The following is a 14,836-nucleotide window of genomic DNA, read 5'->3' on the forward strand; positions in this document are numbered from 1 at the left end:
AGTGGCCCATGCTTCTGGCCATTGACTGCGGCAATACGAACACCGTTTTCTCGATCTGGGATGGCGAAAAATTCCTGTGCACGCTCAGAACGTCTACCCACCATTCGCGGACGGCGGATGCCTATTTCACATGGTTCTCGACGCTGATCAATCACTACAAGATTGATCCCGAGATTACCGGCGTGGTGATCAGCTCGACTGTTCCGCGCGTGGTCTGGAACTTGCGCGTTTTCGCAGACCGTTTCTTTGGCTTGCGCCCGCTGGTTGTGGGCAAACCTGACTGCCTGCTGCCCGTCGCTCCCCGCGTGGATCAAGGGACCACGCCCGGCCCCGACCGTCTGGCCAATGCCGTAGCCGGGTTTGAACGTTATGGCGGCGATTGCATGGTTGTCGATTTCGGCACCGCGACCAATATCGACGTTGTGGCCCATGATGGGGCTTACATCGGCGGCGTGATTGCCCCGGGCGTAAACCTGTCGCTGGAAGCGTTGCACCAAGGGGCCGCCGCTTTGCCGCATGTGGACGTTACCCAACCTGACAAGGTTATCGGCACCAACACCGTGGGCTGTATTCAGTCCGGCATCTTTTGGGGCTACGTGGGTCTTGTGCAAGGGCTGGTGCAGAAGGTGAAAGACGAATACGGCCTTCCCATGAAGGTCATTGGAACCGGAGGGCTCGCGCCGCTCTTTGAACAAGGCGCGCATCTATACGACGAGATCGATGAAGATCTGACCATGCACGGGCTTGTGCGCATCTATGATTACAATAAGGAACAGGGCAACATATGAGCGCTGAGCGTCTGATTTACCTCCCGCTGGGGGGCGCCGGCGAGATCGGCATGAACGCCTATGTCTATGGCTATGGTAAGCCCGGCAAGGAACGTCTGATCCTTGTGGATCTGGGCGTGACCTTCCCGGATATGGACACCACGCCGGGCGTGAACCTAATCATGCCGGACATTTCGTGGCTAGTGGAAAATGTCGACCGTCTGGAGGCCATCTTCATCACCCACGCGCACGAGGATCACGTGGGCGCGGTGGGTCGCCTCTATTCGAAACTGAAGGCGCCGATCCACGCGCGCCCCTTCACCCGTTACCACGCGCAGCGCAAGCTGGAGGAAGCCGGGCAAGTGCCCGAGGTCGTCGTGACCGCAGGCGTATATCCGCAGGTGATCGAGGCTGGCCCCTTCAAGGTCAGCTATCTGCCGCTCAGCCACTCGATCCCCGAAAGCGCGGGTCTGATCATCGACACGCCCGCAGGTCGCATTGTGCACACGGGCGACTTCAAGCTGGATGAAACCCCGGTGCTGGGAGATGCGTTCGACGAAGACCTGTGGCGCGAGGTGGCAAAACCGGGCGTGAAGGCACTGGTCTGCGATTCAACCAACGTGTTCTCGCCCGCACCGGGCCGCTCCGAGGCCGAGGTCGGCCCCGAGCTGATTGAGCTTTTGAAGGACGCGCCGCATATGGTTGTTGCAACCACCTTTGCGTCGAACGTGGCGCGGGTGAAGCAGTTGGCTGAAGCTGGCAAGGCCGCCGGGCGCTCGATCTGCCTGTTGGGCCGCGCGATGCGCCGGATGATCCAAGCGGGGATCGAAACCGGCGTGCTGGACGACTTCCCGACCACCGTGACGCCGGAAGACGCGCGCGACATCCCGCGTGAAAACCTGATGCTGATCGTGACCGGATCGCAGGGCGAACGCCGTGCGGCGTCGGCCCAACTGGCGCGGGGCAAGTATATGGGGCTGTCGATGGCGGAAGGGGACATGTTCCTGTTCTCGTCCAAGACCATTCCGGGCAACGAACGCGGTGTGATCCGCATCATGAACGCGTTCTCGGAGATGGGCGTGGAACTGGTCGCCGAAAACGACCGCTATCACGTTTCGGGCCACGCGAACCGCCCGGATCTGCAGCGCGTGCATGAGATCATCAACCCCGAAATGGTCATCCCGATGCATGGCGAACACCGCCACTTGCGCGAACATGCCAAACTGGCCGAGAAGGGCGGACGCCCCTCGATGGTCGTGGTGAACGGTGCCGTTTGCGACCTGACCGGAGACGTGCCGCATGTGGTGGAACATGTTGAAACGGATCGCATTTATTTGGATGGAGACATCCTGATCGGCGCGCTGGACGGGATCGTCCGCGACCGGATCCGGCTGGCCCTGAACGGCCATGTGATCGTTAACGTCATTCTGGACGGCGATGAGCCGCTGGGCGAGCCATGGGTCGAGCTGATGGGCCTGCCCGAGGTCGGCCATTCTAACGCGCCGCTGGTCGATGTGCTTGAAGAAGATTTGGGCCAGTTCCTGATGCGCGCCGCGAACAAGACGCTACGCGACGAAGACAAACTGGCGGATGAACTGAAACGCATCGCGCGCAAATCCACCAATGACGAGATCGGGCGCAAGCCGGAAGTCACGGTTGTGGTCAGCCGCTTGGAGTGATCCACGCGCACGCGCTGAAACAAAAACGCGACGCCCGATCAGGCGTCGCGTTTTTTTTGTGCATAGGGCGGGGCAGGGATTATCCTGCGCGGCGCTCGTCAAAGCTCTTGGCGATGAACTCGGGCAGGTGATCACCCATGCCAACGACCTTGTTGCCGCCACCGCGCGTGTTGCCACGGCCACGGGATTTGTTGCGATCGTTGCGCTCGGGCTTGGCTTCGGGCTTCGGCTGTTCGGCTGGGGCGGCCTCGACCACCTCGTCCTTCGGCTTGGTGCTCTTGCGCTGACGGGTGGGCTTTTCGGCCTTCTCCTCGTCCGTTTTTGCGCGGCTGCGCTTGGGCTTTTCGTCTTTCAGCGGGCTGTCGACGCGCGGGATCTCTTTCTCGATCAGGCGCTCGACCGCATCCAGGTTCTTTTCATCGCGCGGCTCGCAGATCATCACGGCCTTGCCTTCGCGACCCGCACGGCCCGTACGACCGATCCGGTGGACATAGTCCTCGGCATGGCCGGGAACGTCGAAGTTGAACACGTGGCTCACATTCGGAATGTCCAGCCCACGGGCGGCCACGTCAGAGGCGCAGAGGAACTGAAGCGTGCCTTGGCGGAATCCATCCAGCACTTCCATGCGTTTGGATTGGTCCAGATCGCCGTGGATTGGCGCCGCGTTATAGCCGTATTTCTTCAGCGATTTCGCGCAGATATCCACATCTGTCTTGCGGTTGCAGAAGATGATCGCGTTGGTGCATTTTTCGCCCTCGCGTTCGATCAGCGCACGCAACAGCTTGCGCTTCTCGCTCGCAGCACGGTCGCGGCGCGAGGCCTTGAACATGCACAGTTCCTGCGTGATCGTCTCGGATGTGGTGGCCTGACGGGCGACCTCGATCCGTTCGGGGTTTGACAGGAAGGTGTTGGTGATCCGCTCGATCTCGGGTGCCATCGTGGCCGAGAAGAACAGCGTCTGGCGGGTGAACGGGGTCAGGCCGAAGATGCGTTCGATGTCGGGGATGAACCCCATGTCGAGCATCCGGTCGGCTTCGTCCACAACCATGATCTGCACGCCGGTCAGCAAAAGCTTGCCGCGCTCAAAATGATCCAGAAGGCGGCCCGGGGTGGCGATCAGAACGTCAACGCCGCGGTCGATCAGTTGATCTTGTTCCTTGAAGCTAACACCGCCGATCAGAAGGGCTTTGGTCAGTTTCACGTGTTTGGCGTAAACGTCGAAGTTTTCGGCGACCTGTGCGGCCAACTCGCGTGTCGGGCAGAGCACCAGCGAGCGCGGCATGCGCGCGCGGGCGCGGCCACGTGCAAGGGCCGAGATCATCGGTAGAGTAAACGAGGCTGTCTTGCCTGTGCCGGTCTGAGCAATGCCCAACACGTCGCGGCCTTCGAGGGCAGGGGGAATAGCGCCTGCCTGAATGGGGGTGGGGCTTTCATAGCCCGCTTCGTCAATAGCTTTCAGCACCTTGGGGCTGAGTTTCAAGTCAGAAAATTTGGTCATGTATGTCCTGTATCACGGACATCCTGCGCCCGTGCGGCTGAACGAGGGAGGCCCGTATGGCGTGCGCTTTCGCGTCCCTCTCTGATGAAGAAGTGCCTAAAGAAAAAAGGCGCTAGGGTCAATGACATGGGTCAGTTTGCGTGAATTGCGGCTGAAAACGTGCTGCTGTTGCATGGATCACGCGCTTGGATGCAGTTCAGGTTGATACCCGGCGCGAAGAGTCGCGACGGTTGGGGCCGGGGTCAGGACCTCGATCTTTGCGGCAGGGCGGTTTTTCTGGGCATCATACCCATGTGGTGTAAATCGGCGCGCGGCATTCCCGATCAACAGGTGAGGTTGATTGTCATGCAGAATGAAAATTCCGTCTGGCAGATCCGCGCATTCTGCGCTGTGCCGAATTTGCTTGCGATTGCGGGTCACGCGGGAGGTGTGCAGCAAGCGGTCCATTTTCAGATGACCCATCGGGCCATGCGCTTTCGCCCATGCTGCCTTGAAACGGCGGTAGGCGTCTGGGCGACAATAGGCGCAGGGGCGATGGCCAGCGGCAAGGCCGACGGCCTCATCCAGAAAGAACAGTGGCGTCCACGCCCGCGTGGGCATTGGGCCGTGATAGCGGCCTTTAGGGTGCTCTAGATCGCAGATGATCCAGTGTTGATGCTTCCAACGTGAGGTGCCAAGCCGCCCCTCTGAAAAGGGCAGGATGCCGCGGTTTCCGGTGAACATCCCGCGGGATTGCTCCGCCACGATCTCGCCCGTGGGCAAAACGCGGTTTTGCAGGGGCGCGGGGCGTGGCGGGCACATGGTTCAGACCATCATTTCTTTGGTGGCCGATAGCCTTAGGTCCGGATAGTCTCGTTCAACACGGTCGATATCCCATTGAAGTCGCGTCAAAAACACCGGATCTCCGTCGTTGTCATGGGCGATGTGTTGCTTGTTGGCATTCACCAGCTTTTCGATCTCGTCCTTGTCGCCGATGATCCAGCGGGCTGAGGTGAACTGAGACTGTTCAAAGCGCACGGGCAGGCCGTATTCCAGCTCGATCCGACTGGCGAGGACTTCGAATTGCAGTGCACCGACGACGCCGACGATGAAGCCCGAGCCGATGTTCGGTTTGAACACCTTTGCAGCGCCTTCTTCAGCAAACTGCATCAGCGCCTTTTCAAGGTGCTTGGCTTTCATCGGGTCGCCCGCGCGGACACCCTGCAGAAGTTCCGGCGCAAAGGACGGAATGCCAGTGGCGCGGATCATCTCGCCCTCGGTCAGGGTGTCGCCGATGCGCAACTGCCCGTGGTTCGGGATGCCGATGATATCGCCTGCCCAGGCCTCTTCTGCGAGCTCGCGGTCAGAGGCGAGGAACAGCACCGGGTTCGACACCGCCATCGGCTTTTTCGAGCGCACATGGGTCAGTTTCATGCCGCGCTTAAAGTGGCCCGAGGCCAGACGCATGAACGCCACGCGGTCGCGGTGTTTCGGGTCCATGTTGGCCTGAACCTTGAAGACAAAACCGGCGACTTTCTTTTCCTCGGGCGCGATGGCGCGGGGATCGGCCTGTTGCGGCTGCGGTTCCGGGCCGTAATTCGCGATGCCCTGCATCAGTTCCTGCACGCCGAACGAGTTGATCGCCGAGCCGAACCAGATCGGCGTCATGTGGCCTTCCAGCACGGATTTGGGGTCGAGTGCGGGAAGAAGTTCTTTCGCCATCTCGACCTCTTCCAGAAACTTCTCAAGCAGATGCTCGGGCACATGCTCGGCCAGTTTCGGGTCGTCCAGACCGTTGATCTCGATGGTTTCGGCGACGACATTTCGGTCGGCGCGGTCCATCAGCTCTAGACGGTCATTCAGCAGGTCATAGCACCCCATAAAATCACGCCCCATGCCGATCGGCCAGCTGGCGGGCGTCACATCAATGGCGAGGTTTTCTTGGATTTCGTCAATGATATCAAACGTATCACGGCTTTCCCGGTCCATCTTGTTACAGAAGGTCAGGATCGGAAGATCGCGCAGGCGGCAGACTTCGAACAGTTTCTGCGTCTGGCTTTCCACGCCTTTCGCCCCGTCGATCACCATCACGGCCGCGTCCACTGCGGTCAGCGTGCGATAGGTGTCTTCCGAGAAGTCCGAGTGGCCGGGCGTGTCGACAAGGTTGAAGCGGTACTTGCCGAAATCAAACGACATGGCGGATGCCGAGACCGAGATGCCCCGGTCCTGTTCCATCTTCATGAAGTCGGATCGCGTGCGACGTGCCTCGCCCTTGGCGCGCACCTGTCCGGCCATCTGAATGGCGCCACCATACAGAAGGAATTTCTCGGTCAGGGTCGTCTTGCCGGCATCCGGGTGGCTGATGATCGCAAAGGTGCGACGGCGCGCAATCTCGGGCGGCAATTCGGGGCGGTTTGTGTTCGTATCCAACATGGGTCGCATATAGCGACGCGGGCAGGGGCGCGCAACATGCAGGTTGCGTTCCCACAGCGTGGACCGCTAGGTGTTGGACAACAACAAATGCAGCGGAGGGTCACATGGATCTGGGAATTTCGGGAAAGAAGGCGCTGGTCTGTGCGTCGTCCAAAGGGCTGGGCCTTGGTTGTGCGCAAGCTTTGGCGCGCGAGGGCGTGTCGTTGGTGATGAATGCGCGGAACGAGGGGCCTTTGTTAGAGGCAGCTGACGCGATCCGCGCGGAAACCGGGGTCGAGGTTGTAACGGTCGCTGCCGACATCACCGCGGAAGACGGGCGCGCAGAGGTTCTGAAGGCGGCGGGCGAGGTCGATATCCTTGTGACCAACGCAGGCGGGCCGCCGCCTGGCACTTGGACAGATTGGGAGCGGGACGCATTCATCGACGCGTTTGACGCCAACATGCTGACCCCGATTGCGTTGATGCAGGCCCTGATCCCGGGCATGGCAGATCGCGGCTGGGGTCGTGTCGTCAACATCACCAGCGTCTCGGTCAAAGCGCCGATCGCGGTTCTGGGCCTGTCCAATACGGCGCGGACTGGATTGACTGGCTTCGTCGCAGGTGTCTCGCGCCAGATGGCGGGGCAGGGGGTGATCATCAACAACCTGTTGCCGGGGTTGCATGACACGGACCGCATGATTTCGCTGGATCAGGCCGCAGCGGATGCAGGCGGTGTGTCCTTTGACGAAGCGCGCGCCCAGAAGTATGCCACGCTTCCCGCAGGCCGTTACGGCACAAAGGAAGAGTTCGGCGCCACCTGTGCTTTCATGTGCTCGCAGCACGCGGGGTTCATGGTGGGCCAGAATGTGCTGCTGGATGGCGGCGCCACGAACACCACGCTTTAAATCCACAAAGATCGGGTCGCGGCGCGGGGGAAGGCTTGTGATTTTCCCCGGCATGCATACCTTTGCCGTCACACCAAATTGACCGTCCGATAAGGGAGACACAGGATGCGTATGAACAAGCTTGCCGGTGGCGTACTCGAAGTCAGTGCGCTTAGCCTTGGCTCGATGCTGTGGGGGTCAACGAATACCGAGGCCGAAGGTCACGCGCAGATCGACATGTTCCTGGATCATGGCGGCAACTTCATTGATACCGCCGAGATGTACCCGGTGAACCCGATCAAGGCCGAGCGCTGTGGCGCGTCAGAGGCCGTTATCGGCACTTGGCTGGCAAAATCGGGGCGCCGCGATGAGGTGGTCATCGCCACCAAAGTCTCGGGCGACAATCCGGGCTGGAAGCGTGACGGTAAGGGCTATGACGGTGCAATCATCCATCAGGCGGTGGACGAGTCGCTTGAGAAGCTGCAGACCGACTATATCGACATTTATCAAACCCATTGGCCGCTGCGCGGCAGCTATGCCTTCCGCCAGAACTGGACCTTTGACCCGTCTCACCAGAATCGCGAAGAAACCGAAGCGCATATGCGCGACGTGCTGACCGCAATGGCCGAGGTCGTGGCGGCCGGCAAGGTCCGCCATTTCGGTCTGTCCAACGAAAGCGCGTGGGGAACGGCCCAATGGCTGCGTATCGCCCGCGAAATGGGCGCGCCCGAGGTGATCTCGATCCAGAACGAATACAGCCTGATGTGCCGCTTGGCCGACACGGATCTGGCCGAGCTCTGCATGAACGAAGGCCCGCGGGTTCTGTCCTATTCGCCTTTGGCGACGGGGCTTCTGACCGGGAAATACCAGAAGGGCGCCGTTCCGGAAGGCTCACGCATGACGCTCGCCCCGGGTCTTGGGGGGCGTGCCACTGAACGCGCTTTCCCTGCCGTGGATGCCTATCAGGCGGTGGCTGACAAGCACGGGCTAGATCTGGTCCAGATGGCGCTGGCGTTCTCAGTCTCGCGGCCCTTCATGGGCTCGACGATCTTCGGCGCATCCTCGATGGAGCAGCTGGGGCGCATTCTGGATGGCAAGGATTTGGTCTTGTCGGACGAGGTTCTGGCCGATATCGACGCCGCGCATCGCGCGCATCCGATGCCGTTCTAAGGAAACCAATATGATAGACCGACGTACTGTGCTGAAACTTGGTGTGGCCGCTGTTGCGCCCACCTTGGTCACGGCCTGCGTCGGTGGCGGCGGGATCGAATTTCATCGCAACACCCGCCGCCCCATCAGTTCGACCACGCGGTTTGACGCGGCGCGGTTTGCTGGGGACTGGGTGATCCGGGGAGAGTTCGTGCATCCGGGCGAGGCACCGCTTTTTGGCAAGGTGTCCATCGAACATGGCGCACGAGGCATCACCGGCATCACGCTGAGCAACGCGGCCAGTTCGCGCGAACGCTATGACGCGCAGATGAAAACGCCTGGCCGGATCGTCGTGGGCACGCCGCCGTTCGGGACCGAATACTGGGTGCTGTGGGTGGATGCAGACTATCGCACCGCAGCGATTGGCACGCCGTCGGGCAGCTTCGGCTGGATCATCGACCGAAAGCGCACCGGGGGCGCAGATCGCATCAAGGCAGCGGCGGATATGCTGGCCTTCAACGGATACGCCACGGATCGGCTGCAAACGCGGTAAGCCCCGCGCTTGCGACTGGGCGCAGGACATGCGAAGCCGTTTGCATGCAAGCTTGGATCCCCATCACCATTCTGGCCGCGTTCTCGCAAAACCTGCGTTTCATGCTGCAAAAGCGGCTGAAGGACACGCGGCTCAGTGCGACCGGGGCCACTTTCGCGCGGTTCGTCTATTCGGCACCGTTGGTCGCCGTACTGATGGCGGGCTATTTCGCGGTCACGGGGATTGACGTCCCGCAGCCTGACACGCGGTTCTTCGCTTTTGCCTTCACCGGCGGGATTGCCCAGATTTTGGCAACGATCTGCGTGGTCGCGCTGTTTGCCGAGCGCAATTTTGCGGTTGGGATCACCTTCAAAAAAACCGAAGTGGTGCTGACGGCCCTCACTGGCCTTCTGGTGCTGGGCGAAGGCGTCGGCACGGCCGGAGCGCTGGCAATTGGGATCGGGTTTTTCGGGCTGATCCTGCTGTCGGACCCGCCCGAAGGCGGGCAGGGTTGGCGGCGCTTCTTCAACAAAGCCGCGGCACTGGGGCTTGGGGCAGGGCTGCTCTTTTCCTTTTCCGCCATCGGTTATCGCGGCGCGTCGCTGTCACTGGGCGTCGAGGATGTGGTGGCGCGCGCGGGCTTTACCTTGGCTGTCGTCACGGCGTTCCAATCACTGATCATGGCGGGCTGGATGGTCTTGCGCGAAAAGGGTGAGGTCACACGCGTGTTTGCCGTGTGGCGCGTGGGCGTGCTGGTGGGGCTCAGCTCGATGATCGGCAGCTTCTGCTGGTTCACCGCCTTCACGCTGCAAAACGCAGCCCTCGTGAAAGCGCTTGGCCAGATCGAGCTGCTGTTCTCTTACACCGCCACACTGTTCGTGTTCCGCGAAAAGGTCAGCGGGCGTGAATATGCCGGCACCGCGTTGATCCTCGCCTCGGTTCTGGTGCTGGTTTTGTACTTGAAATAAGGCCCTTACAGAGCGGCGGACAGCGGGCCGACACCGCCCAGACGCTCGAACAGGCTTTCTTCGTCCGAGTTGTTGAAGAACGGAACCTGAGCGGGGGCGCCGAGGTTGGGCAGGTTGCCCACGATTTCGGCCAGCACAACCTCGGTGATGAAGGGCAGGTCAAAGCGGCGGACGTCATCGAGCGGGATCCATTGCAGGTGGCTCAGCTCGTCCGACGCGCGCGAGAAATCGTCGATGTCGGTCTGAAGCTCGTCCGCATCCACCGCAAAGAAGCGCGCATCAAAGCGGCGCGGGCGCCCTTTGGGCGTGATGGCGCGGAAAACAAAGGACATGCCTTTGGCCGAGGGGATAAAGCCCGCATCTGCGAAGCTCTGCCAATCGCCGGGGATGTCGCCAGCCCATGCGCCAGCCTCGCCCAAGATCTGGCCGGTTTCTTCCCACAATTCGCGAATGGCCGCGACCAACAGCGCCTGCGCTTTCGAGGCATCCGCCTGTTCGCCCAGACGGGTCAGGCAGGGCTCGGCCCCGGCGTCCGCCAGCGGCACTTGCGCGTCGGTGGCGTCCAAAGCGCCGCCCGGAAAGACGAACTTGTTGGGCATGAAGGCGGCCTTTGCACCGCGCTGTCCCATCAGAACTTGGGGGCGGGTGGCCTTGTCCCGGATCAGAATGACGGTTGCTGCGTCGCGGATGATCTTGGATTTGTCCATGTCGGCCCCTGATAGTGCTCTGTTATTTCGGTCCAGCAAACCCATGCATACGTTTCGCCCACTGAAAGGCAATCATAAAGCCCTTGAAACGGGGCAGAAGGTAAAGTGACGCAGCGACAGTCCCGACCGTGAAGATGGTGGCCAGGATCAGAGGGTCACTCACGACGTGTACATAGAAGACGTGCAGCAAAGGCGCCATGATGTGCCCCACCACAATAATGGTCAGATAGGCCGGGCCATCATCTGCGCGCTGGTGGTGCAGCTCTTCTCCGCAGACGGTGCAGTCATGATGGACCTTTAGATAGCCCTGAAAAAGTTTGCCCGTGCCACAGTTCGGGCACCGCTTCGCCCAGCCCTTGCGCAGGGCGGGTTTCATCTCGCGTTCAGCGTCGGTCAGCGTTGGCATTACGTCATCCGCAGTCATCTGGGCGTTCTCGGTCATCTGGGAATCCTTTATCGCGCGTCAGACCATCATACAGAACTTCACATGTAAATCAGGCCCAGAAACACGCTTGCGTCGGGATGTCGCGGAAAAATGCGCAGAACGGCGACGGAAAACTGACGCCCACGCGTTGAAGATACATAGCGACACGGAAACACGGTGTTGCAAGAGGCAAGAAATCTTAGGAGATCGTTATGAAACTGAACAAGAAAACTGCTGCGACCGCCATTGCTCTGGGCCTGGGTGCCGCGCTGACGTTGACCTCGACCGCTGCCATGGCTTTTGGGGGCAAAGACGGCGACCGTGGCCCGATGGGCCGTAAAGGCGGGTTCATGCAGATGGAGTTCGTCGATGTTGATCTGGATAAGAACGGTCAAATCACCGTCGAGGACCTGCAGGCCGCTGCCAAGGCACGGTTTGATACGGCTGATGCCAATGGTGACGGCGCACTGACGCTGGATGAGCTGAAAGCCCAGGCCGAAAAGCGCATGGCAGATCGTATGGCTGCAAAAGGCGACGGTAAGGGTGACGGCAAAGGCAAGATGTTCCAAAAGCGCATGGGCTGGAAGCTGGAAGACATGCTGGCCAAGAAAGACGCGGACGGCAATGGCAGCCTGAGCTTTGATGAAATGTCGCCTGATCAGGCCAAGCTTGAGCGTATGATCGACCGGTTCGACACGGACGATGACAACGCGATTTCGGCGGCCGAGTTCGATGCGGCCCAGAAAGAGATGTTCATGCGTCATGGCGGTAAAAACCGCGACCGCAAGGGCTAAACCTGACGTGGATGCCCCGCCTGACGGGGTGGGGCATCCGCACATTGTCATGGGTCAGGGAACGGGCTAGGCAGGGTATATGAACATGGCCTTGGACGCGTATGAAGGTGCTTCGGATGAGGCGTTGCTGGTGCTTTACGGCAATGGCGACCCTATGGCAGCGCAGCTGCTGACCCATCGGCTGGCACCGCGCGTCTTGGGCTTTGCGACACGCCTTCTGGGCGGGGATCGCGCCGAGGCCGAGGACGTCACGCAAGAAGCGATGTTGCGTCTGTGGAAACAGGCCGCAAGCTGGCGCAGCGGCGAGGCTCAGGTCTCGACCTGGCTGTATCGAGTGGTGTCGAACCTCTGCACGGACCGGCTGCGGAAACGGCGGACCGTTGATCTGGACGCGGCGGGTGACCCGGAAGATGGTCAGCCCTCGGCGGTTGAAAATATGATGGATGTCGATCGGGCCACGGCCTTGCAAGACGCGCTGAACCGCTTGCCGGATCGACAGAAAGTTGCGGTGACGCTTCGACACATAGAAGGGGCAACGAACCCCGAGATCGCCCAGATCATGGGCATCAGCGTCGAAGCGGTGGAAAGTCTGACCGCACGGGGAAAAAGGGCACTGGCCAAGGATTTGGCCGGACGACGAGAGGAGTTGGGATATGGCGAAGACTGACAATCAGCCGATGCAAGACGACGAGCTGGACCTGTTCTTTGAGGCGGCCCGGCAGGATGTGGCGGAACCCTCGGATGCGCTGATGGCGGCGATCATGGCCGACGCGCAGGCACATATGCCTGTGGTCGATCCGCTGCCTGCTCCGAAGGCACAAACGAAAGGGTGGTTCGCCTCGATCTGGAGCGCGATTGGCGGGCTGCCGGCCGCAGCCAGCCTTGCGACGGCAACCGTGGCTGGCGTCTGGATCGGGTTCACGCAGCCCGTGCAACTTGAAACGCTCTCTGGCGGGCTGGTGCTGGCCGGGGACTATGTCACCACGGATACGTCTTACGCGCTGGAAGACCTTGCGCCCGGATATTTGGGAACGACACTCTTTGCAGAGGATGAGGGATAATCATGTCAGAACAGACACCGCAGACACCGACCTCGGATCCGCGCGCGCCCCGACGCTGGACGCGCGTTGTGCTGGTGGTCTCGTTGACGCTGAACCTTCTGGTTCTGGGATTGATCGTGGGGGCCAAGGTTTCGGGCCATCGCGGGGATGATTTTGATCACCGCGGACCCGAGCGTGGTGCGATCCGCGATCTGGGGTTCGGCCCGATTGCCAAGGCTCTGGATCACAAGGACCGGCGCGAAATCGGGCGTGCGTTTCGGCGTGAAAGCGGATCGTTCAAGGATAATCGCGCGGTGCTTGAGCGGGATTTTGTGATGCTTCTGCAGATCCTGCGCAGTGACAGCTTCGACGCGGCTGCTTTTGAAGCCACGTTGGCCCAGCAGGCCGAGCGTCTGCGTCTGCGTGGCGAGACCTTGCGGCATCTTCTTGTCGAGCAGATCGACGGCATGTCTGTGACAGACCGCAAGGCTTTTGCCGATCGCTTGGAAAGCGCTGTGGATCGTGGGCCGAGGCCCAAGGAACGTTAATTTCAGGTGGGCTGCGTCTGTACGTGGCCCGTCTGCTTAGGCCGCAGACCGTCCGAAGGTGACCACGTTGCGGCCATCGGATTTCGACGCATATAGCGCTTGATCCGCAGCCCGTGTCAGCTCATGTGCGCTGCGCGAGTCGTTTGGCTGATCCCCCCAAACCGCAACCCCGACCGAGACTGTGACCGCAATTGGAAAAGTGGCCTCGGCGACGTAAATCGGCAGATCCCCGATGGCGCGGCGCAGGCGCTCTGCCATGGCCATCACATCCTTTTGGCTGACATCCGGCAGGGCGACCATGAACTCCTCGCCGCCAAACCGCGCCAGAAGGTCAAAGGCACGTAGGTTGTCGCGCAGACGATTTGCGACCTCGATCAGCACCTGATCGCCAACACCATGGCCGAACCGGTCGTTGATGGATTTGAAGTGGTCCAGATCCAACACCATGATCGCATAGGGCTGCCCGTTGGTCAGTGCCTCTTGCTCCAGCCGGTTCAGATAGCTTTGTGCGTAGCGGCGGTTGTGCAGCCCGGTCAGCGGATCCTGCACCGCCAGTGACAGGTTGTGGTCAAAGCGTTTGCGTAGGGCATCCAGCTCTCGTTTGCGTGCCAGAAGGGTTTTCAGGCGCACGGCAAGTTCTGTCGCATCGAACCCGCAATTCAGGATCGCATCCGCCCCCAGATCCAATGCCATCGCGCCATCGTGGGGGCGATCCCGGTCATGGATAACCACGATAATCGCGTTACGAGTATGCACACGCGAGCGCAGCTCGCTTACCAATCGCAGACCGTCGGACTCCCCTGCCAGTGACGCGCTTATCACAAAGGCGTCGGGGGCATTCTTAAGGGTGCTCACGTCGCTGAGTGCCTGAGATTTCGTCAGCACATCCAGGCGGTGCGGAAGCTCGAGCCCAAGTTTGCGGCGCCACAGAAGCCCATGTTCTGGTTCCGGCGCGACAAGGGCAATATGGGCTGCGGGAACAAAGCTCGCCGCGTCCTCGGCGCATCCGAACTCGGCCGAGATGTCGCGATGGCGCATGATCTCGTCATATGTGCCGCGCATGCGGATCAAATTTCGTACCATCGCCGACAGCGTGCTTTCTTTCACGTCCGGCGAATAGACATCATCGGCCCCCGCTTCCAATGCAGCAATTCGGTTGTGCTGGCTGTCCTTGTCGGCAAACAAGATGACCGGAATGGTGTGCAGGTTTGCGTCCTTTTTCAGAGCGCTGCAGATCGTCAGGCTTTGACCAGATTGTCCGCGTCCCAAGATGATCAGGTCAGGCTGCGCCCGCCGCGCCGTTTCCAGCACGTCGTCGATCCGCTCGACCTGAATCACATCATATCCTGACACGGTGAACTTCACCTTCAGGACGATGCGATTGGTCGCAAGATCGTCTGCTATCAAGATCCTTCCGCTCATCAGGCCGTTTCGCTAAATGTTGAATTGAGTTGG

The 14,836-nt window shown here is 60.7% G+C and carries 16 protein-coding genes; 10 read left to right on the top strand and 6 right to left on the bottom strand.

The window, feature by feature from the left end:
* The first annotated feature begins 8 nt into the window (after positions 1–8).
* Together Q0677_RS13515 and Q0677_RS13520 are read left to right on the top strand one after the other, a co-directional pair.
* Positions 9–788: a type III pantothenate kinase gene (locus Q0677_RS13515; RefSeq protein ID WP_298910760.1), complete on the top strand. Its 780-nt coding sequence runs from the start codon at positions 9–11 to the stop codon at positions 786–788.
* The gene (locus tag Q0677_RS13520) at positions 785–2,446 is read left to right on the top strand and encodes a ribonuclease J (RefSeq protein ID WP_298910762.1); all 1,662 of its coding nucleotides are present in this window, start codon (positions 785–787) and stop codon (positions 2,444–2,446) included. The genes Q0677_RS13515 and Q0677_RS13520 overlap by 4 nt, the downstream gene beginning before the upstream one ends.
* 79 nt (positions 2,447–2,525) lie before the next feature.
* Here Q0677_RS13520 and Q0677_RS13525 read toward each other — a convergent pair whose 3' ends face one another.
* The 3 genes from Q0677_RS13525 to Q0677_RS13535 form a co-directional block, all read right to left on the bottom strand.
* A complete protein-coding gene (locus Q0677_RS13525; protein WP_298910763.1) occupies positions 2,526–3,944 on the bottom strand; it encodes a DEAD/DEAH box helicase in 1,419 nt (472 codons plus the stop codon).
* Positions 3,945–4,121: 177 nt separating this feature from the next.
* The gene (locus Q0677_RS13530; RefSeq protein ID WP_298910765.1) at positions 4,122–4,745 is read right to left on the bottom strand and encodes a hypothetical protein; all 624 of its coding nucleotides are present in this window, start codon (positions 4,743–4,745) and stop codon (positions 4,122–4,124) included.
* Positions 4,746–4,748: 3 nt separating this feature from the next.
* A complete protein-coding gene (locus Q0677_RS13535; RefSeq protein WP_298910768.1) occupies positions 4,749–6,356 on the bottom strand; it encodes a peptide chain release factor 3 in 1,608 nt (535 codons plus the stop codon).
* 104 nt (positions 6,357–6,460) lie between these two features.
* Here Q0677_RS13535 and Q0677_RS13540 point away from each other — a divergent pair, with 104 nt between their 5' ends.
* The 4 genes from Q0677_RS13540 (at position 6,461) to Q0677_RS13555 (ending at position 9,868) form a co-directional block, all read left to right on the top strand.
* On the top strand, positions 6,461–7,240 hold the full coding sequence (locus tag Q0677_RS13540; RefSeq protein WP_298910771.1) for an SDR family oxidoreductase: 780 nt from the start codon (positions 6,461–6,463) through the stop codon (positions 7,238–7,240).
* 105 nt (positions 7,241–7,345) lie between these two features.
* Positions 7,346–8,389: an aldo/keto reductase gene (locus Q0677_RS13545; protein ID WP_298910774.1), complete on the top strand. Its 1,044-nt coding sequence runs from the start codon at positions 7,346–7,348 to the stop codon at positions 8,387–8,389.
* A gap of 10 nt (positions 8,390–8,399) precedes the next feature.
* A complete protein-coding gene (locus Q0677_RS13550; protein ID WP_298910777.1) occupies positions 8,400–8,921 on the top strand; it encodes a lipocalin family protein in 522 nt (173 codons plus the stop codon).
* 44 nt (positions 8,922–8,965) lie between these two features.
* Positions 8,966–9,868: an EamA/RhaT family transporter gene (locus Q0677_RS13555; protein WP_298910779.1), complete on the top strand. Its 903-nt coding sequence runs from the start codon at positions 8,966–8,968 to the stop codon at positions 9,866–9,868.
* Positions 9,869–9,873: 5 nt separating this feature from the next.
* On the opposite strand, the gene Q0677_RS13560 is transcribed toward Q0677_RS13555, so the two are convergent.
* Both Q0677_RS13560 and Q0677_RS13565 read right to left on the bottom strand, forming a co-directional pair.
* On the bottom strand, positions 9,874–10,575 hold the full coding sequence (locus Q0677_RS13560) for an NUDIX hydrolase (RefSeq protein ID WP_298910781.1): 702 nt from the start codon (positions 10,573–10,575) through the stop codon (positions 9,874–9,876).
* Positions 10,576–10,597: 22 nt separating this feature from the next.
* Positions 10,598–11,017: a DUF983 domain-containing protein gene (locus tag Q0677_RS13565; RefSeq protein WP_298910783.1), complete on the bottom strand. Its 420-nt coding sequence runs from the start codon at positions 11,015–11,017 to the stop codon at positions 10,598–10,600.
* Positions 11,018–11,211: 194 nt separating this feature from the next.
* Here Q0677_RS13565 and Q0677_RS13570 point away from each other — a divergent pair, with 194 nt between their 5' ends.
* From Q0677_RS13570 to Q0677_RS13585, 4 genes are all read left to right on the top strand, one after another.
* Entirely contained in the window at positions 11,212–11,793 is a 582-nt protein-coding gene (locus Q0677_RS13570; protein ID WP_133489478.1) for an EF-hand domain-containing protein, read from the top strand.
* Positions 11,794–11,872: 79 nt separating this feature from the next.
* Complete coding sequence (locus tag Q0677_RS13575) at positions 11,873–12,460, top strand: RNA polymerase sigma factor (protein ID WP_282064577.1); 588 nt, start codon at positions 11,873–11,875, stop codon at positions 12,458–12,460.
* On the top strand, positions 12,447–12,854 hold the full coding sequence (locus Q0677_RS13580; protein ID WP_298910787.1) for a dihydroorotate dehydrogenase: 408 nt from the start codon (positions 12,447–12,449) through the stop codon (positions 12,852–12,854). The genes Q0677_RS13575 and Q0677_RS13580 overlap by 14 nt, the downstream gene beginning before the upstream one ends.
* Positions 12,855–12,856: 2 nt before the next feature.
* Entirely contained in the window at positions 12,857–13,381 is a 525-nt protein-coding gene (locus Q0677_RS13585) for a periplasmic heavy metal sensor (RefSeq protein WP_298910789.1), read from the top strand.
* Between the two features lie 36 nt (positions 13,382–13,417).
* Here the strand turns inward: Q0677_RS13585 and Q0677_RS13590 are convergent, their stop codons facing one another.
* Positions 13,418–14,803, bottom strand: a complete 1,386-nt coding sequence (locus Q0677_RS13590) for a diguanylate cyclase (protein ID WP_298910792.1) — start codon at positions 14,801–14,803, stop codon at positions 13,418–13,420.
* Positions 14,804–14,836 lie beyond the last annotated feature (33 nt).

The organism is uncultured Aliiroseovarius sp., from assembly GCF_947492455.1.
In the GTDB taxonomy this organism is placed as follows: domain Bacteria; phylum Pseudomonadota; class Alphaproteobacteria; order Rhodobacterales; family Rhodobacteraceae; genus Aliiroseovarius.